The organism is Vibrio sonorensis (assembly GCF_001854765.1).
GTDB classification, from domain to species: domain Bacteria; phylum Pseudomonadota; class Gammaproteobacteria; order Enterobacterales; family Vibrionaceae; genus Vibrio; species Vibrio sonorensis.
In genome coordinates, this window is record NZ_LJJE01000063.1 from 115,201 (window position 1) to 133,556 (window position 18,356).

Sequence of the window (18,356 nt, forward strand, 5' to 3'; positions counted from 1 at the left end):
ACTAGGAGATATAACAATGGAATTCCAAACGGCGACCTGCAAACCAACAATCTTAACCGGTGATAGAGCAACCGGACCTTTACACCTTGGTCACTATGTCGGTTCGTTAGCGCAGCGAGTTGACTTACAGCAGAAATACGAGCAAACCATTCTTGTTGCAGATATGCAGGGGCTAACTGATAACGCGCATAATTCGAAAAAAGTGTCGTCCAACATACTCAATGTTGTGGCCGATTACTTGGCCGTTGGAATAGACCCAGAGAAAACGACTATCTGTCTTCAATCTCAGTTACCGGCATTGGCTGAACTCACCATGTATTACGCCAATCTCGTCACCATTAGCCGGCTGGAAAGGAACCCGACAGTAAAAGCCGAAATTCAAAGCAAGGGTTTTGAGCGCTCCTTGCCGGCGGGATTTCTCACTTATCCCATTTCGCAGGCGGCGGATATTACAGGGTTCAACGCCTCGTTAGTGCCAGTTGGGGATGACCAACTGCCAATGCTGGAGCAAACTAATGAGATCGTGCGAAAAATTAATTCTTTGGCTGGTCGCAGTGTATTAAACGAGTGCAGCCCGTTATTGAGCAAAGCTCCGCGGCTTCCCAGTACCGATGGTAAAAGCAAAATGTCAAAGTCCTTGGGCAATGCGATCAACTTGGGGGCATCAGAAAAGGAAATCTCAAAAGCGGTTAAATCCATGTATACCGACGAAAATCATTTAAAAGTGGAAGACCCGGGCAAAGTAGAGGGCAACATTGTATTTACCTACCTCGATGCTTTTCATCCCGACCACGAGTATGTCCAATCGCTTAAAGCGCACTATCAACGCGGTGGATTAGGTGATGGAACCACCAAGAAGATATTAGAAGAGTGTCTACAAGAGATGCTCAGACCCATCCGACTAAAACGAATGGAGTACCTCGACGATAAGGCACAGCTAATTGACTTATTAAAGCGCGGTAGTGAGGTTTCACGCGAGAAAACCAATCGGGTGTTAAGAGAGGTGAAAGGCGTATTTGGGCTTAATATTTTTTAAGTAAACCTCTTTGGGTTGCAGGTAGAAAGACGCGATGACAGGCTAGGGTAATTGTGCAAGCTTCGTCCAATTGCGCCAAGCCCCTCACTTCGGCCGTGGCTAACGGTATTTTTGCGCTGTATACTTCTTGAATCTCCGCTCTAATAGATGAAACCAATACAATGATGACTGATGAAGAAAGAATTGAACTGCAACAAAACAACCCGTTGCACGGACTCAAGCTAGAAACCATGTTGCAAGAGTTGGTGGACTTCTATGGCTGGGATATTTTAGATACTGCGATGCGCTTTAACTGTTTCAACACTAAGCCTTCGATTGCGAGTAGTGTGAAGTATTTAAAGAAAACCCAATGGGCGAGAGAAAAGTTAGAAAACTTTTACCTATATCGGTTTAAACGCATGCCACGTGCGAGTGCGGAAGAGTATGAGCTGCCTCCTAGAGCGCGCACATTTCCCCATGGACTGAAACCTAAAGAGCCTATGGCGCTTACCGTTGATTCTATTTTGAAATCACAGGCCAAAGCTGCATCTGCCTTTAAGAAGCGCTCACCTCGTGGACGTCCTTCTCGTCGGTAGTCGGATATAAAAATAGAGCCTTGTTTTATCAGCTAAGGCTCTATTGCATATTCAAAGTAATGAGAGAGGCGAGTAACGCAGGGGCCAGTTTCTACTGCTTGCGTTTTTTCTTCTTTTTACCAGTTCCAGCGGGCTTTGCGCGTGGCTTCATTGGCGCAAAGTAGGCTTCACTTTGGTCTTCTTCGACTTCAAAACCTTCAACTTGCTCTCGTTCAAGTTGAATCTTATTTTTCTTTTCTATCACTTTAAAATGATGGTAGTCATCGTAATCGATAAGCGACAACCCTAGGCCTATTTCTCCAGCACGACCACTGCGTCCGATGCGGTGCATATAGTCAGCAGGGCTGCGCGGAAGATCAAAGTTAATCACCACGGGTAGTTTTTCAATATCTAGCCCGCGTGCAGCGATGTCGGTAGCAATAAGGACTTGGATCTCTCCTGACTTGAAGCCTTCTAGGACGCGAGTACGAGCGCCTTGACCTTTATCACCGTGAAAAACCTCAGCAGTGATACCGCGTTTAGATAGCTTTTGAGCTAAGTGGTTACAGGCATTCTTGGCGTTAACAAAAATCAAGGTCTGTCGCCATTGGTGTTGTTTGATAAGATGCGCTAGTACAGCGGTTTTTTGACCCTTGTTGACACTAAATACTCTCTGTACCAAAGTGCTGGCTTCTGCACTTTGCAGTTGAATTTCAACTGGGTTGCTCAGTAAGTCTTGCGCTAAGCTTGTGACTTTCTCAGGGAAGGTGGCAGAAAAGAGCAGTGTCTGCTTTTTCTTTGGTAACAACGCCAAAATCTTATTCAGTTCTTCGGTAAATCCGAGACTAAGCATGCGGTCAGCTTCGTCGAGAACAAGTGTTTCAACTTGTTCTAGCTTGATAGCATTGCTAGAAATGAGATCGAGGAGTCGGCCCGGCGTTGCGACAATAATGTCACTGCCACCGCGAAGTGCCAGCATTTGAGGGTTGACCGATACGCCACCAAAGACTGCTACCGTTTTGACCTTATCTCTTAGGTGATAAGAGTAGGATTTAATGTTGTATGCCACCTGTGAAGCCAGTTCCCGAGTTGGAACTAAAACGAGGTGAGAAACAAAATTGCCACGACGACTACTGGATTGATTTTGTTTGATAATCTTTTGCAGAATAGGCAATGAAAAAGCGGCGGTTTTACCAGAACCCGTGTTAGCTCCCCCAACAATATCTCTCCCCTCAAGTACGTAAGGAATAGTATGAGATTGAATCGGTGTTGGTTGGCTGTATTCCAACTCCTCTAGTCGTTCAACTAGAGTAGGAACAAGGCCAAGATCAGCAAAAGTCGCTAGCTGTGTTTGATCTGTCATTGCGTTATGTGGCTCAGTACTTGATAAAGGCCGTGTATCTTATGCTATTTACCGCAAGGATGTTAGCGAAAATGATCTAAACATAATAATGTCGAACGAATAGCCATCGGATCCCAGTATTCATGTTTACCTAACGTCTGTGAAATAGGCTAACACTTCAAAAATAGCAAAGCGCTTAGAGAGCTCTCATTCTAAAACTGTTTGGGACTTTGCAAGTGCTGTTATCAAAAGCTGCTGCATTCCCTTCCTTTAGAAAATTCTCACGCGCACTGCAACCAGTAGATTAGTAAAAGTGCCCGATATATATACCCTCTGCCCGTTTAATTGTGACCAAAACCAACTTATCGGTCATGTTCAGTCACAAACCGCAATTTGAGTGATCAAAGTCACTTAAATAACGCGTTTAAAATGACAAATTCCCTATTAATTCAACGACTGACCCAGAGAAAATTATGAAGGCCGCGACAAGAGCAAACCATATATTGAGAGTGATTTCTGAGTTTGGTCAGGCATCGGTTGTTGATCTAACTGAAGAGTTAGGGGTTTCTCCAGAAACAATACGCCGAGATCTGAAAAAACTTGATAAATCGGGAGAGTTGATTCGCGTTCACGGCGGCGCGATAAAAAAGAAAAATGAAGATATCGGTACATCATTCAACAAACGAGCTGGTCACAACGTGGGTGAGAAAAAATCATTAGTTGATGAGGTAATACCCTATATATATGAAGGTTCAGTTATCGGACTCGATGCCAGTTCGTCGAGTTGGTTGGTCGCTCAGTCTCTACCAGATATAGAGTGTACGGTCGTTACTAACTCTCTTAATAATATTACAGCGTTGGCAAATAAAACAAAGGTAACCATTATTAGTCTCGGTGGTGTTTTTTCCGAAAAATATAAAGCGTTTTATGGAAGAATTCCACAAAAGACATTATCAGAGCTGACTTTGGATATTTGTATTATATCTTGTGAAGGTTTTGATGAAATTACCGGAGTTTGGGATTCAAACGAATATAATTATGAAATTAAAAAAACACTAATTTCATCATCTAGACAAACAATTTTAATGGCGGATAAAAATAAGTATAAGAAAAAAAGCCTAATTAAAATATGTGAATTAAAAGAAATTGATACTTTAATTACAAATAAAGACTAAAAACTATATCCAATAGCTATTAACTTCACATCACACTTCGTGAAGTGGGGTTCCCTACATCAAGGAAAATATAATGACAGATATATCAGTAAACAATAGAGAAGGTATCGAGGAAAGTAGTCGAGTGATACCGAAATCGATTCTTATCCCCTTTGTATTATTGACCTCATGCTTCGCATTATGGGGCCTAGCAAATAATATGACAGACGTTCTTATTGCTCAGTTTAGAAAAGTATTTACGCTGACGGATATGCAATCTGGATTGGTGCAAACAGCATTTTACGGCGCATACTTTGTCCTTGCATTACCAGCGGCTATTTTCATTCAACGATTTAGTTATAAAGCAGGGGTTTTACTTGGGTTGGGCTTGTTTGCTTCTGGTGCATTATTGTTTTATCCCGCGGCACAAATGATGGAATACATGCCGTTTTTAATGGCGTTATTTGTTCTCGCTGGTGGACTGTCCATATTAGAAACAAGCGCAAACCCGTACATAATTGCAATGGGGCCGCAAGAAACCGCAACGCGCCGACTTAATATTGCACAAGCGTTTAATCCAGTGGGTTCAATTACGGGTGTTTTGATCGGAAAGTTCTATATTTTGTCCCAACTAAATCCTGCTACAGACACTGAGAGAACAGCGATGTCCGCAACTGAGCTTGGGGCAATTCAATCCGCTGAACTTAACGCGGTAATGATGCCCTATCTTGCGGTGGCTGCTGTCATTGTCATTGTTTGGCTAGCCATCGCCTTTACAAAAATGCCACAAGCGAAAGAACAAGTCATTGCGAGTAACAACGACAGTTCTCTTTCAGCAACCTTTGCGCGTTTAGCCAAGAAAAAGCACTTTGTACGCGGAGTTATTGGTCAGTTCTTCTACGTTGGGGCGCAAATTTGCTGCTGGTCTTGGACTATCCGATATGTGATGACTCAAGTCGGCGGAAGTGAAGCTGAAGCGTCAAACTTCTTGCTTGCTTCTATTGTGGTGTTCAGTGCATTCCGATTTATTTGTGTTGGTCTTATGAAGTACATCGCACCTGAAAAACTATTGGCTGCTTTAGCGTTTGTCGCAGCTGCATTGGTGTTGGTGCTAATGACCATTGGAGGCGAAGCCGGTGCTTATGCACTGATAGGTATCTCTGCTTGTATGTCTTTGATGTTCCCTACTATTTTCGGACTTTCCCTTCAGGATTTAGGCTCTGACTCTAAGTTTGGTGGCAGTTGCTTAATCATGGCAATTCTAGGTGGCGCAGTTCTCACCGCGTTAATGGGGCAACTGTCTGATTCCTTCGGTATTCAAGCGGCCTTTGTGATTCCGTTCATCGGCTTTATCTACTTAGTTTATTTCGGCCTTAAAGGCTACAAAATTGAAAAATAATGAGTTCAACTACGAGAGAAATATTATGAGTAACTTAGTTAAAATTGGTATCCGTCCAACCATCGACGGTCGTCAAATGGGCGTTCGCGAGTCTCTCGAAGACCAAACCATGGGTATGGCAAAAAGAGCGGCAAAGTTCATCGAAGAGAATATTCGCCATGCTAACGGGGAAAACGTGGAATGTGTTATCGCAGACTCTTGTATTGGCGGTGTGGCGGAATCAGCAGCGACTGCGGATAAGTTCAAACGTGAAAATGTTGGACTAGTGTTAACGGTAACCCCTTGCTGGTGTTACGGCACAGAAACGATTGATATGGACCCTCATACACCAAAAGCAATTTGGGGCTTTAATGGTACTGAGCGCCCGGGCGCTGTATATCTAGCTGCCGCAATGGCTGGTCACTCTCAAGTTGGTCTTCCTGCTTTCTCTATCTACGGTAAGGAAGTACAAGACGCAGGTGATGAAACTATCCCAACTGACGTACGAGACAAAATCTTACGTTTCTGTCGTGCTGGTCTAGCTGTCGCAACGATGAGAGGTAAGTCTTACCTATCAATGGGTAGCGTTTCAATGGGCATCGCAGGTTCAGTGGTTAACCCAGAATTCTTCCAAAAATATCTAGGTATGCGCAATGAATACGTTGATATGACAGAGATCAAACGTCGTATTGACCGAGAAGTTTACGACAAAGAAGAGTTTGAACTAGCGATGTCGTGGGTTAAAAAGTACTGCAAAGAGGGGAAAGACTACAACGGCACACCATTCTCAGAAGAACGCAAAGCAGAAGACTGGGAAACCGTGGTTAAGATGACCATGATCATGCGTGATCTGATGCAAGGAAACCCAAAACTCGCCGAACTTGGTTTTGGTGAAGAAGCAATGGGTCGCAATGCAATCTTGGGTGGTTTCCAAGGTCAACGCCACTGGACGGATCACCTACCAAATGGTGACTTTTCTGAAGCCATTCTTAACTCATCATTTGATTGGAACGGCATTCGAGAGCCTATTTGTATCGCAACAGAAAATGACGCGCTTAATGGCGTTAACATGATGTTTGGTAAGTTACTAACAGGTGAAGCGCAAGTGTTCCATGATGTTCGCACTTACTGGTCTGAAGACGCAGTTGAGCGTGTGACTGGCACTCGTCCTGAATCCGGTTTTCTTCACCTAGTTAACTCAGGCTCAGCAGCGCTTGACGGCGCTGGAAAAGCGAAAGATGAAGATGGTAAACCAGCAATGAAACCTCACTGGGAGCTCACGCAACAAGATGTGGAAGCGTCACTTGAAGCCACTAAGTGGTGCCCTGCGATAGAGGAGTACTTCCGTGGGGGCGGTTTTTCATCTCAGTTCTTAACTGAAGGTGGTATGAAATTTACCATGCACCGAGTGAATATCATAGATGGTTTGGGTCCTGTACTTCAGATTGCGGAAGGTCACTCTATCGAGCTACCTGAAGACGTTCATCACATTCTGAATGAGCGCACAAACGCAACATGGCCTACGACTTGGTTCGTTCCTCGACTAACGGGTGAAGGCGCGTTTAAGTCAGTCTACGATGTTATGGCGAACTGGGGTGCAAACCACTGTGTGATCACATCAGGCCACGTTGGTGCTGACCTGATTGCTCTGGCAGCAATGCTACGAATCCCAGTATCCATGCATAACGTCGATAGCAAAGACGTGTTCCGCCCACATACATGGTCTGCATTTGGTCAAGATGTTGAAGGTCAAGACTATCGCGCTTGTCAAAACTTCGGCCCTATCTACAAGTAAAAAACGTTGTCGTATACCCGTCCATTAGGGCGGGTATCTCTAAGGAATAATCTATGTCTATTGTCATTATCTTAGATTGTGGTGCAACTAACGTACGTTCGATCGCTGTCAATGAACAGGGTGACATTGTCGCGTCTCACTACATTGCTAATGAGACTTTGCAAACAGGCACTCAACACGTTTGGGATTTTCAACAAATTTGGCGAAAATTGGTGGAGTGTTGTCATAAAGTGACGGCTCAAATCAACGCGAACGACATTGTTGCTGTCTCAGTGACGACATTTGGTGTAGATGGCGCTCCATTTGATAAAAACGGACAGCAGATCTACCCAGTCATCTCTTGGAAGTGTTCTCGCACCGCCCCTATGATGGAAAAAGTGGCCAAAGAATTTGACCGCGGTGAGCTGTATAAAGTGAACGGCATCGGCGACTATTCGTTCAACACCCTATTTAAGCTGAAATGGCTAAAAGAGAATGAACCCGACGTCTATGCTCGCATGGATAAATGGGTATTCATCTCATCTATGATTACTCATCAACTTACTGGTGAGTTCACAACAGACCGCACTATGGCCGGAACGTCAATGTTAACTGAGTTGGACAGCGGAGACTGGCACCAAGAAGCCTTAGGTTATCTGTGCCTAACTCCTGACCATTTCCCACCTTTGGTGGATGCGGGTGAGAAGGTTGGCTCTCTGCGTGAAGATATCGCCTACTTGTTGGGTATTCCAAAGGATATTCCAGTGATATCGGCGGGGCATGATACCCAATTTGCATTGTTTGGTTCAGGTGCAAAAGAGAACCAACCCTTTTTAAGCTCTGGGACTTGGGAAATATTGATGGCCCGCTCCCCGAAGCCAAGCTTAGATTCAAGCTATCTTGAACAGGGCATGACAACCGAGTTAGATGCAAAACCTGGTATATACAATCCAGCAATTCAATGGCTATCTAGCGCGGTAATGGAATGGGTCGCGAAGACCTTCTTCATCGATGTGATTAATCAAGACAACAAATATGCGGTAATGGTTGCAGAAGGCGAAGCGGCACCGCTTGGCTGCAATGGAACCACATTTGATCCCGCTTTTTTATTGGATGGTGAGCAAAAAGGCCACGGCGCACTTCAGGGGCTTTCGATCAACACCACTCGCGGCGAAATCTATCGCGCGGCACTTGAGGGGCTAGCTTTTGAATTGGCTCGTAGCTTAAAAACGTTATCTGAGATTAGTGGATTTCGTCCAGAAGGCTTGATGGTGGTCGGCGGTGGTTCAAAGAACACGTTGTGGAATCAAATTCGAGCAGATGTATTAGGACTGCCGATTTATGTCGTTGACCAACCTGAATCAACCGTAACAGGTGCGGCAATGTTTGCTTTTGCAGGCGCTGGGGTGTTCCCGGATGCAGATGCAGCACAAGATGCAATGAAACCATCCTATACCCTTGTTAACCCAGGGAAAAACTACGCCCAGTACCAAACCATTATGGAGAACAGACATGCTTAAAGGTATTCACCCAGCAATTAGCCCAGAGTTACTGTCGGTATTGAGCCGCATGGGGCATGGAGACGAGATTCTCTTTTCAGATGCTCATTTTCCCGCAGAAACGTTTGGCAAGAATATCGTCCTAAGAGCGGACGGGCTAGGTATTGACACTTTGCTCACTGGAGTCATGCAGCTTTTCGAGTTAGACCAGTACGTCACTCACCCTTTAGTCATGATGGAAGCCGTAGCTGGTGATCAATTGGACCCATCAGTAGAAGAAAAGTACATCGCTGCAATTTGCTCTACAGGGGCTGAGCCGCCGGCCATAGAGAGGATGGAGCGCTTTGAATTTTATCAACGTGTTGAGCAGTGTTTTGCCGTCGTAGTCACCGGAGAAACGGCGAAATACGGGAACATTATTTTAAAGAAAGGCGTAACGCCAGTTAGAGGAAATTGAGATGTCGGTAGAAAGATCCAAATTAGCACTAGAAATCATAGAAACCTGCCTAGAAATGAACCGCCTTGGATTGAATCAAGGCACTGCAGGTAATGTTTCTGTCCGTTATGAAAGAGGTATGTTGATCACCCCAACTGGTATCGAGTATGACAAGCTAACACCAAACCATATTGTTTATGTAACCGAAGATGGTGAGTTTGAAGAGGGTAAAATTCCGTCAAGTGAATGGGCGTTTCATATGACGTGCTACAAGGCGAGGAATGACTGTCAAGCGGTGGTCCACAACCACGCGATTAACAGTGCTGCTGTCTCAATCTTAAATCGTCCAATTCCGGCTATTCACTATATGGTTGCCGCGTCTGGCACAAATGAAATCCCGTGTGTCCCGTATGCCACTTTTGGTAGCCCTGCACTCGCTGGTTATGTTGAACAGGGTATTAAGAAAAGCAAATCGATTCTATTACAACACCACGGGATGATTACGGTGGGAGACAGCCTTAAGAAAGCGTTGTGGCTAGCGCATGAGACAGAAGTACTAGCAGAACTCTACCTCAAATGTTTGGCAGTGCAAAAAGAGGTGCCAGTGTTACCAGAACAGGAAATGAACCACGTGTTAGACAAGTTCAAGACCTATGGTCTGCGAGTTGAGAAATAATCCATAAAACATAGAGCCTGTTTCGATACAGGCTTTTTAATTTTTTATCAGAGTTTGAGGTAATACTATGTCAACTTTTTCACTTAATTTGCCAAAGTTAACACTGTCTGGAGTCGGTGCAGTAGCAGAGTCCATCGCGGTTTTAGAGAGAAAATCAGTTAACAAACCCATGATTGTGACAGACAAAAACTTACTGGACTTAGGCGTACTAGATTCATTGTTTGCTGAGCTAGACAAGAAGGGATTTGATTACTCGATTTTTGACAAAGTAACGCCAAACCCAACGGCGTCGTTGGTTAGAGAGGGTGTCAAATTTTACGACCGTTCAAGTTGCGATAGCTTTATCGCGGTAGGCGGTGGCAGTCCAATAGATTGTGCTAAAGCAATTCGCATAATGGTATCCAATGACGGTGACATTTGTGACTATGCGGGGGTAGGTCTAGTAGAAAATGATGGAGAGTTCTTTGTTGCGATTAACACTACAGCAGGGACTGCCGCTGAAATGACGTCAAACTCAGTGATAACTGATGAAGAAAAACAGATAAAGATGGTGTTGGTCGATCCTAAGCAAATTCCTGATGTATCCGTTAACGACCCTTCGTTAATGGTCGGTTTACCAGCGTCAGTAACGGCAGCGACTGGTATGGATGCGTTAACTCATGCCATTGAGTCTATTGTTACGCCGGGAGCACATCGTCTGACTCTTCCAACAGCTTTAGAGGCGGTAAGACTAATTAGTGAATGGCTTCCTGTTGCTGTAAAAGATGGACAAAACATTGAAGCTAGAGCAGCGCTTGCGGATGCGCAGTTTTTAGCGGGTATGTCTTTTAACTCTGCGGGCCTCGGTGCTGTTCACGCGCTAGCACACCAACCAGGTGCAACGCACAACCTACCTCATGGTGTGTGTAACGCTATATTGTTACCCATTGTTTGTGAGTTTAATGCTGAAGCCTTCCCGGAAGCATTTCGAAGGGTAGCAGAAGCTATGGGGGGAGATACGAGTAATTTAAGTGATGAACAAGCGGCTGATCTCGCCGTATCACTAATAAGAAAACTGTCGGAAGAAGTTCAAATTCCCACTGGATTTAAAGCGTTGGGAATAGAGAAGCAGGATATCTCCGGCTGGATACAAAAGGCCTTAGATGACGTGTGTATGGGAGGGAATCCAAGACCTATGGACGGCAATCAAGTGGAAGAGTTGTATATGGCTAGTCTTTAAATAAGGTGAGTTTGTTTTAGCCAAGTGCAACAACACCCTAAGTAGTGACTAGTTAAAAAATCGACTTAACTATTGAATGCCATTTGCATTTTCAATTAAGTTAATCGGCTCGAAGTGTAAGAGTAATATTAACGCTTCGAGCCTGTTAAGTTGTACTAGTCGTTATCAAGCCTTAACGCCTTGCGAATGTTGAACGCTCTCGTCTGGGTAGCACTCTCTAAGGGCAATAAAATCATCTAAGTGATCTAACAACAGGGACGACATAACAGGATCAAACTGTTGCCCCGCTTCTTTGTTAACCAGCGCTATCACATCTATGATTGGCCAAGGTTCTTTGTAACAGCGTTTGCTCAGCAAGGCGTCAAACACGTCGACTAAAGCAGTAAGTCTCGCAAATACGTGGATGTTTTCGGCTAATAAACCGTTCGGATAGCCGTTTCCATCCCATCTTTCGTGATGTTCATGCGCAACAGCAGAAGCTAGAGAAAAGAGCTCACCTTCACTTTTAGAAAGCATTTTGTAGCCGATAGTCGTATGAGTTTTCATCACTTCCCACTCTTCACTATCCAGTTGCCCCGGTTTTTCCAAAATGTTTTCTGGTATGCCTATTTTGCCAACATCGTGCATGGGGCTAACAATCTCTAACATCTCGACCTCGCGATGAGAAAGACCATACAACCTACCCAGTAAAGCAGACATCTTTGCCACTCGTTTAACGTGATTGCCGGTTTCACCGGAGCGAGTTTCTATCGCTTCACCGAGCATTAGAATCATCTCTTTCTGTACCGCCAACGTTTTGTTCCTGAGTGCAAGTATCTTCCTTGTGTGTTTGGCAATAATTCGCTTGTTTCTAATCCAAGCAGCCTGAAGAAATATAACGAGTAGCAAGATGGTGAAAACCGCGGAAACAATAATGATAGCGACCCAGTGCTCTTGCCAGATGCTTACTGGCTTGTTGATTAACAGCGTATTCTCTGGCAATAGCTTTGCAGGAATTTGGTGTTTAATCAGGGCTCTATAGTCAATGATAGGTCTATAAGAGGTGTCTGGTTTGTCGTTGCTTTGAACGCCTAAGTTGATAAATTGACTTAAGGATTCCACGGCCAATTCTCCCAACCTTTTGGAGTGGTTGACGTACCCGCCCAAAACACCGTTGCGCAGATAGAAATTCCACAATACAAAAATGGGAGCGTTGCTTTCTTGACCAAGGGTGTTGCTAACCTGATTGTAGGTATAGTAAATGTTCTCACTCAGCTGAGTATTAAAATGTGTGAGTAGAATGGCGTCGTTGGGTTCGAGTGTCTTGGCAAACTTTTTTGCTTCCTCTAAAGATAAATCAGTGACTTCTAACAAAGGAATATCGCTGACACTGCTTTTGGCATGCTCTTTTTTTATCTGCTCTGACAAAAGCTTGCCGCTAGTCGTCAGGTCGTGAAACAAATAGATGTTTTTTACATTTGGGATAATTCGCTTAATTAGGGTCAAGTTACTGCTGATGTTGTCTTTTGAGAAGAACACTTTAGAGCGTTTACCCAAGCCAGTGGCATTGAACTGAGAGTTGTTTATTCCCACAGCGACAACAGGAGTGTCAAGCATGCCATCGGGATATAGTTCTAGAAAAAAGTTGGCTGCGTTGTCATCTGTAATGATAACGCCATCGAACTTATAGTGTTTGTACTTATCTTCGAAGTATTGCTTAAAAGATTCTAGGTAATCGGGAGATAGGTTTCGTTTGCTATCCATATACTCGATGGATAGCTTTGTTTCCTTGTTGCTGTGTAATAAAGCCGAATCAATTCCCTCTTGGAGATCTTTTGTCCAATGATAGGAAGGGTCGTACGAGTGAAGAACGAGAATTCGCGCTAAATCACTTTGACCTAAAGAGACAGAAGAGTAGCAACACAGCAGGAGAACTAGAAAACGCTTCAATACTAACTTTGTATAGTTCTTTTTCAAATTTTACCCCAGAAGCCATCAACTTTTTTAAAGCTTAGGATACAAACTGGGGCTTGAGTAGTGCGCCGATGGCTAACGGGTTTTGCATCGCCCGATTTATTTTAGATTTTTCAGGCTTTTTTATTGTCTAATCGGTCAACGCTTGATGGATGTAATCAATGAAGACTCGCATTCGCGCTGACATGTATTTGCTCTGGGCAAACTGCATCGCTATTGCGCCGTGGTAGCTGCTTTTTACAGTCCAATCATCGAGTACTTTAATGACTTCGCCACTTTTTAGGGCTTCTTTCACCACGAAATCGTGGAACAGGCCTATTCCCAAACCATTCTTCACACCAGTTAGACGCATTTGCGAGTGGTTAACCGCATATCTCCCTTTGACTTTAACGGTGTGAAACTCATCGTCTTTTAGGAAGTCCCACACGTTGTCTTTGTCTGTTTCAGCTAAGTAGAGACAGTCGTGGTCGAGCAGTTCAGTAGGATGGACAGGTACACCTCTCTCAAACAGATACGAAGGGCTAGCCACCAACACCAAATTGGTTTTTCCGATTTCTTTGAGAACGAGATTTTCATCTGGATGGTCAGTCAGTTTAAAAGCGATGTCTATTCCATCTCTTAAAAGGTCGATTTCTCCATCGGCTACGCGGAGTTTTAACTGAATGTGTGGATAGAGTTTGAGGAAGGGAACCACGTGTGGTTGCAACACCGAATTAAGAAAGGCTTCTGGGGCTGCAATTGTCAATGAACCTTTTGCTTCTTCGTGTTGTTGATCTGCGATATCGACCGCTTGTTGTGCGGCGTTAACCATGACTAACGCTTGGTCGTAAATCTTTTTCCCAGCGTTGGTGATAATGAGCTGGCGGGTGGTTCTTTCAAAAAGCTTAACCGATAGTGCGTTTTCAAGACGAGTGATCAGCTTACTTAATGCCGAGGGCGTAACTTCGAGTTTTTTTGCTGCGCCGGTAAAGCTGCCTTCGTTCACCACTTGGATAAAAGCGGCGAGGTCAGGTAACAGGGCAACTAACTTGTGATTAAGCATATAGAATGACAGTTTGGATTTTAACTAAAATTATTGAATATTTTAGGTTAAACGTCATTAATAAAAAGCCCGAACGAGTCGGGCTTTAAGAGGGGTCACACTTTAAATTCAGCCACTAATGCATCTAGATGGGCACATTGCTGAGAAAGGCTAGCGCATGCGTTGTCGGCGCTGTTAACCATTTCTACCATTTGAGTGGTGTTTTCGGCGATGCGGTGAACATTGCTGTTGACTTCGTTACTAACGCTAAGCTGCTGAGAAGCCGCAGTGGCGATATGAGTGTTCATGCGATTCATTTGCTCGATGGAACAGCGAATATTCTGCAGCGACTGCGAGGCATTACCTGCTGCCTCAATGGTGTTTGCGCCGCTTTCTCTACTCGAATCCATTACTTCAACGGCTTGATTGGCCCCTGATTGGAGTTTCTCAATCATCGCCTGAATTTCACCAGTACTTGACTGAGTTCGACTGGCCAATGAGCGAACTTCTTCTGCAACGACAGCAAAGCCACGACCTTGTTCACCTGCGCGCGCTGCTTCAATTGCGGCATTCAGCGCTAGTAAATTGGTTTGATCAGCGATACCGCGAATGACGTCCAAGATAGAAACGATGTTAGACACCTCGCTTTCAAGATCGTTTATCACTTCGCCTGCCATGGTGACTTCCGCAGAAAGCATACTGATAGAGTCGACGGTAGATTCTAGAGTGTTGCTGGTTTGGTCTGCTTCGGAGTTTGCATTTCCGCTGGCCTCTGCCGCTTCCTGAGCATTACTGCTGACTGATTCACTGGTCTGTTGCATTTGATGGACGGCTGCGGCGACGGCTTCGCTTTCCTGCTGCTGATTACTGCTAAACTGAGCAATACCTTGAGTCAGGGTTTTGATGTTCTCCATTTCGCAACGAACGGCATTGGAGGAGATAATCACTTGTTCAACGGTTTGGTGGATCTTACCAGTAAATCGATTGAAAGCGGCAGCGACGGAACCGAGTTCATCTTCACTTTCGACAGAAATGCGTTGTGAAAGGTCACCTTCACCGTTGGCAATTTCGTTCATAACCGAGTTGATGCGTTTGACTGGTTTAACAACATAACGAGCCGTCGCCCAGAAGGCGAATAATCCAACAAGCAACACAATAACACAGCCAATCTCTACGGTTAATGCAATCAAAAAGCTAATACGGCTTAGCTCTTGTTGGAACGACTGATTCAATAGCTCTATCTGATCATTGATATCAGATGTAGTGCTCGTCATGTGAATAAAATCCTTTTCGAGCGCGTCTCGATGTTGGGCGTAATAAGTCGCAGCATCGTCAGTGTTTTCGACTAGTGGTTGATGTAGAGCAACCCAGTTTTTAGCCAAGACGACCAGTTGGTTTAACGCGTTGGCTGACTCTTGATCAAGCATGTTTGCGTCATTCAACATTGTGACTTTTTCCAATCGAGGAACGAGCTTGCTGGCGTTATCGGTATATTCGGTAATATGGTGCTCTAACTCACTTTGACTTTTGGCATCAGCAATCCCTCTGGCGGCAACTTTGACCTGATACAGATCGCGGTAGGCGTCTTGCAGATTCGCTTGTGCTGGCGAAACGATGGAATTAATCGTTGTTCCGAGGTTTTGTTGAGCATTGACAAGGTATACAGACAGAACCGTTACCACTAGAGAACTCACCATAATAGCGATGAGCGGTAACCGAATTTTGTAGGATATAGATAAACGTTTCATAAGTTTTTCTCAATGAGGCTTAACTCGATCTTTTGGCTCTTTGGTTGATATTTGATCGATTTAACAATTTTTTCATACCGACCAATAATACCAACTTATTGTTTAATAAGAATAATATATGTCACAAAACCGTACGGAATTTTGATTTATGCCTCAGATTCATCAATGTTTTTCCGAGCTGAGGGATAATTGTTTTAGATCGCATGAATTACACTATTGAGTAATCGCTTAAAATTTTTGAACGCTTAAGCCATATAGATTTTAGGCTTATTAATAAGTCGGACAATAATCGACATTTAATTAGGAAGGAATGGCAAATGTCCTCTGAATTTTATCAACAGATCCAACAGCAAATTGAAGAAGTCAAAGCTGAAGGTCTTTACAAATCCGAACGCGTGATCACGTCACAACAGCAAGCCGCCGTAAAAATCTCATCGGGGGAAGAAGTGCTGAATTTTTGTGCTAACAACTACCTTGGTTTAGCGAACCACCCAGAGCTTATCGAAGCAGGTAAGTCAGGTATGGATAAGCATGGTTTTGGCATGGCGTCGGTACGCTTTATTTGTGGTACTCAAGACATCCACAAAGAACTCGAGCAAAAACTCTCTACTTTTTTGGGTAAAGAAGACACCATTCTTTACACATCTTGCTTCGATGCCAATGCGGGATTGTTCGAAACAATACTAGGCAAAGAAGATGCAATCATCTCAGATGCATTAAACCACGCCTCAATTATTGACGGTGTTCGCCTGTGTAAAGCGATGCGTTTTCGCTACGCAAACAACGATATGGCAGAGCTAGAAGCTCAATTAGTTGCCGCTAATGAAGCGGGTGCACGCCATAAACTGATCGTTACCGACGGTGTGTTCTCAATGGATGGTGTGGTTGCCAATCTACCAGCAATTTGTGATTTAGCGGATAAATACAACGCTCTTGTTATGGTTGATGATTCTCACGCCGTGGGCTTTATGGGCGAAAACGGAGCAGGTACTCACGAGTACCACAACGTAATCGATCGCATCGATATCATTACTGGCACGCTAGGCAAAGCAATGGGCGGCGCTTCTGGTGGCTATACGTCAGGTAAAAAAGAGGTCATTGAATGGCTTCGTCAGCGTTCCCGTCCGTACCTATTCTCTAACTCCGTTGCACCTGCAATCGTTAACGCTTCCATTCGCGTTCTCGATCTACTGCAAGAGAGTGGTGATCTTCGTAAACACTTATGGGAGAACGCGACGCACTTTAGAACTCGTATGACAGAAGCTGGATTTACACTGGCGGGTGCCGATCACGCAATCATTCCAATTATGCTTGGGGATGCAAAGGTCGCAGCAGAGTTTGCCGAAAGAGCATTAGAAAAAGGGATTTACGTCATTGGTTTCTCTTTCCCAGTAGTGCCGAAAGGCCAAGCTCGAATTCGTACACAGATGTCTGCTGCGCATAGCCGTGAGCAATTAGATCGTGCCATTGATGCCTTTATTACCGTTGGCCGCGATATGGGGTTAATCAAATAATGAAAATCAAAGCACTTTCAAAACTAAAGCCTGAAGAAGGCATCTGGATGACTGAAGTGGAAAAGCCTGAAGTTGGACACAACGATCTGCTTATCCGCATTAAGAAAACATCAATATGTGGTACCGACGTGCACATCTATAACTGGGATGAGTGGTCTCAAAAAACCATTCCTGTTCCTATGGTTGTTGGGCACGAATACGTGGGTGAAGTGGTCGGTATTGGCCAAGAAGTACGCGGATTTGAAATTGGTGATCGCGTGTCTGGTGAGGGGCATATCACTTGCGGACACTGCCGTAACTGTCGTGGTGGTCGTACACATCTTTGCCGCAATACGATAGGGGTTGGTGTAAACCGTACTGGATGTTTTTCTGAATACTTAGTTATTCCAGCATTTAACGCGTTTAAGATACCTAACGAAATTTCAGATGATCTCGCGTCTATCTTTGACCCATTTGGCAATGCGGTTCACACGGCTTTGTCTTTTGACCTCGTTGGTGAAGACGTACTGATTACTGGCGCAGGCCCTATCGGTATCATGGCTGCCGCAGTAGCCAAACACGTTGGCGCTCGTCACGTAGTGATTACTGATGTAAACGAGTACCGACTAGATCTTGCACGCAAGATGGGTGTGACCCGTGCGGTGAACGTAGCAGAAGAAAAGCTAGAAGATGTGATGGCAGAACTTGGCATGACAGAGGGCTTCGATGTCGGTATGGAGATGTCTGGTGTACCGTCTGCATTTAACAACATGCTTTCAACCATGAACCACGGTGGTCGTTTGGCCTTGTTAGGTATCCCGCCATCGGATATGAGTATCGATTGGAATCAGGTGATTTTTAAAGGCTTAGTTATTAAAGGCATCTATGGTCGAGAAATGTTCGAGACTTGGTACAAGATGGCAAGCTTGATCCAATCTGGGTTAGATCTCACGCCTATCATCACCCACCATTTCAAAGTGGATGATTTCCAACAAGGTTTCGATATTATGCGAAGCGGCATGTCGGGCAAAGTTATTCTTGATTGGGAATAAAACAAGATTAAAAAACGCTCT

At 44.4% G+C, this 18,356-nt stretch carries 15 protein-coding genes; 11 read left to right on the forward strand and 4 right to left on the reverse strand.

The window, feature by feature from the left end; translation table 11 throughout:
• The first annotated feature begins 16 nt into the window (after positions 1-16).
• Entirely contained in the window at positions 17-1,036 is a 1,020-nt protein-coding gene (gene trpS / locus BLO31_RS10785) for a tryptophan--tRNA ligase (protein ID WP_070965881.1), read from the forward strand.
• Positions 1,037-1,197: 161 nt separating this feature from the next.
• On the forward strand, positions 1,198-1,611 hold the full coding sequence (locus BLO31_RS10790) for a VF530 family protein (protein WP_070965884.1): 414 nt from the start codon (positions 1,198-1,200) through the stop codon (positions 1,609-1,611).
• A gap of 91 nt (positions 1,612-1,702) precedes the next feature.
• On the opposite strand, the gene BLO31_RS10795 is transcribed toward BLO31_RS10790, so the two are convergent.
• Positions 1,703-2,953 (reverse strand): DEAD/DEAH box helicase, encoded by a 1,251-nt coding sequence (locus BLO31_RS10795; RefSeq protein ID WP_070965887.1) that lies wholly within the window; start codon positions 2,951-2,953, stop codon positions 1,703-1,705.
• 452 nt (positions 2,954-3,405) lie between these two features.
• On the opposite strand from BLO31_RS10795, the gene BLO31_RS10800 reads away from it, so the two are divergent.
• From BLO31_RS10800 to BLO31_RS10830, 7 genes are all read left to right on the forward strand, one after another.
• Complete coding sequence (locus tag BLO31_RS10800) at positions 3,406-4,107, forward strand: DeoR/GlpR family DNA-binding transcription regulator (protein ID WP_070965890.1); 702 nt, start codon at positions 3,406-3,408, stop codon at positions 4,105-4,107.
• A 73-nt stretch (positions 4,108-4,180) separates the two neighbouring features.
• Positions 4,181-5,485 (forward strand): L-fucose:H+ symporter permease, encoded by a 1,305-nt coding sequence (gene fucP / locus BLO31_RS10805; protein ID WP_070965893.1) that lies wholly within the window; start codon positions 4,181-4,183, stop codon positions 5,483-5,485.
• Between the two features lie 25 nt (positions 5,486-5,510).
• The gene (locus BLO31_RS10810; RefSeq protein ID WP_070966642.1) at positions 5,511-7,259 is read left to right on the forward strand and encodes an L-fucose isomerase; all 1,749 of its coding nucleotides are present in this window, start codon (positions 5,511-5,513) and stop codon (positions 7,257-7,259) included.
• Positions 7,260-7,312: 53 nt separating this feature from the next.
• Complete coding sequence (gene fucK, locus BLO31_RS10815; protein WP_070965896.1) at positions 7,313-8,758, forward strand: L-fuculokinase; 1,446 nt, start codon at positions 7,313-7,315, stop codon at positions 8,756-8,758.
• Complete coding sequence (gene fucU, locus BLO31_RS10820) at positions 8,751-9,194, forward strand: L-fucose mutarotase (RefSeq protein ID WP_070965899.1); 444 nt, start codon at positions 8,751-8,753, stop codon at positions 9,192-9,194. The genes fucK and fucU overlap by 8 nt, the downstream gene beginning before the upstream one ends.
• 1 nt (position 9,195) lies before the next feature.
• The gene (locus tag BLO31_RS10825; RefSeq protein WP_070965902.1) at positions 9,196-9,849 is read left to right on the forward strand and encodes an L-fuculose-phosphate aldolase; all 654 of its coding nucleotides are present in this window, start codon (positions 9,196-9,198) and stop codon (positions 9,847-9,849) included.
• 67 nt (positions 9,850-9,916) lie between these two features.
• Positions 9,917-11,068 (forward strand): iron-containing alcohol dehydrogenase, encoded by a 1,152-nt coding sequence (locus tag BLO31_RS10830; protein WP_070965907.1) that lies wholly within the window; start codon positions 9,917-9,919, stop codon positions 11,066-11,068.
• 165 nt (positions 11,069-11,233) lie between these two features.
• Here BLO31_RS10830 and BLO31_RS10835 read toward each other — a convergent pair whose 3' ends face one another.
• The 3 genes from BLO31_RS10835 to BLO31_RS10845 all read right to left on the reverse strand — a co-directional run bounded on the left by BLO31_RS10835 (position 11,234) and on the right by BLO31_RS10845 (position 15,790).
• Positions 11,234-13,024, reverse strand: coding sequence for an HD domain-containing phosphohydrolase (locus BLO31_RS10835; RefSeq protein ID WP_070965910.1), 1,791 nt, complete (start codon positions 13,022-13,024; stop codon positions 11,234-11,236).
• A 127-nt stretch (positions 13,025-13,151) separates the two neighbouring features.
• Positions 13,152-14,063 (reverse strand): LysR family transcriptional regulator, encoded by a 912-nt coding sequence (locus BLO31_RS10840; RefSeq protein WP_070965913.1) that lies wholly within the window; start codon positions 14,061-14,063, stop codon positions 13,152-13,154.
• Between the two features lie 95 nt (positions 14,064-14,158).
• The gene (locus BLO31_RS10845; protein WP_070965917.1) at positions 14,159-15,790 is read right to left on the reverse strand and encodes a methyl-accepting chemotaxis protein; all 1,632 of its coding nucleotides are present in this window, start codon (positions 15,788-15,790) and stop codon (positions 14,159-14,161) included.
• Positions 15,791-16,107: 317 nt separating this feature from the next.
• Between BLO31_RS10845 and BLO31_RS10850 the strand changes: the two genes are divergently transcribed.
• Together BLO31_RS10850 and tdh are read left to right on the forward strand one after the other, a co-directional pair.
• On the forward strand, positions 16,108-17,304 hold the full coding sequence (locus BLO31_RS10850) for a glycine C-acetyltransferase (protein ID WP_070965920.1): 1,197 nt from the start codon (positions 16,108-16,110) through the stop codon (positions 17,302-17,304).
• Positions 17,304-18,335, forward strand: a complete 1,032-nt coding sequence (gene tdh, locus BLO31_RS10855) for an L-threonine 3-dehydrogenase (RefSeq protein ID WP_070965923.1) — start codon at positions 17,304-17,306, stop codon at positions 18,333-18,335. Before BLO31_RS10850 ends, tdh begins: the two co-directional genes overlap by 1 nt.
• The last annotated feature ends 21 nt before the right edge of the window (positions 18,336-18,356 follow it).

What these genes read in the sequence shown, in the direction of transcription:
- BLO31_RS10840 (WP_070965913.1), bottom strand. Translation starts at nt 14,063, where the DNA reads ATGCTTAATCACAAGTTAGTTGCCCTGTTACCTGACCTCGCCGCTTTT.
- BLO31_RS10800 (WP_070965890.1), top strand. Translation starts at nt 3,406, where the DNA reads ATGAAGGCCGCGACAAGAGCAAACCATATATTGAGAGTGATTTCTGAG.
- fucK (WP_070965896.1), top strand. Translation starts at nt 7,313, where the DNA reads ATGTCTATTGTCATTATCTTAGATTGTGGTGCAACTAACGTACGTTCG.
- BLO31_RS10825 (WP_070965902.1), top strand. Translation starts at nt 9,196, where the DNA reads ATGTCGGTAGAAAGATCCAAATTAGCACTAGAAATCATAGAAACCTGC.
- BLO31_RS10810 (WP_070966642.1), top strand. Translation starts at nt 5,511, where the DNA reads ATGAGTAACTTAGTTAAAATTGGTATCCGTCCAACCATCGACGGTCGT.
- BLO31_RS10790 (WP_070965884.1), top strand. Translation starts at nt 1,198, where the DNA reads ATGATGACTGATGAAGAAAGAATTGAACTGCAACAAAACAACCCGTTG.
- BLO31_RS10845 (WP_070965917.1), bottom strand. Translation starts at nt 15,790, where the DNA reads ATGAAACGTTTATCTATATCCTACAAAATTCGGTTACCGCTCATCGCT.
- BLO31_RS10850 (WP_070965920.1), top strand. Translation starts at nt 16,108, where the DNA reads ATGTCCTCTGAATTTTATCAACAGATCCAACAGCAAATTGAAGAAGTC.
- trpS (WP_070965881.1), top strand. Translation starts at nt 17, where the DNA reads ATGGAATTCCAAACGGCGACCTGCAAACCAACAATCTTAACCGGTGAT.
- fucU (WP_070965899.1), top strand. Translation starts at nt 8,751, where the DNA reads ATGCTTAAAGGTATTCACCCAGCAATTAGCCCAGAGTTACTGTCGGTA.
- BLO31_RS10830 (WP_070965907.1), top strand. Translation starts at nt 9,917, where the DNA reads ATGTCAACTTTTTCACTTAATTTGCCAAAGTTAACACTGTCTGGAGTC.
- fucP (WP_070965893.1), top strand. Translation starts at nt 4,181, where the DNA reads ATGACAGATATATCAGTAAACAATAGAGAAGGTATCGAGGAAAGTAGT.
- tdh (WP_070965923.1), top strand. Translation starts at nt 17,304, where the DNA reads ATGAAAATCAAAGCACTTTCAAAACTAAAGCCTGAAGAAGGCATCTGG.
- BLO31_RS10795 (WP_070965887.1), bottom strand. Translation starts at nt 2,953, where the DNA reads ATGACAGATCAAACACAGCTAGCGACTTTTGCTGATCTTGGCCTTGTT.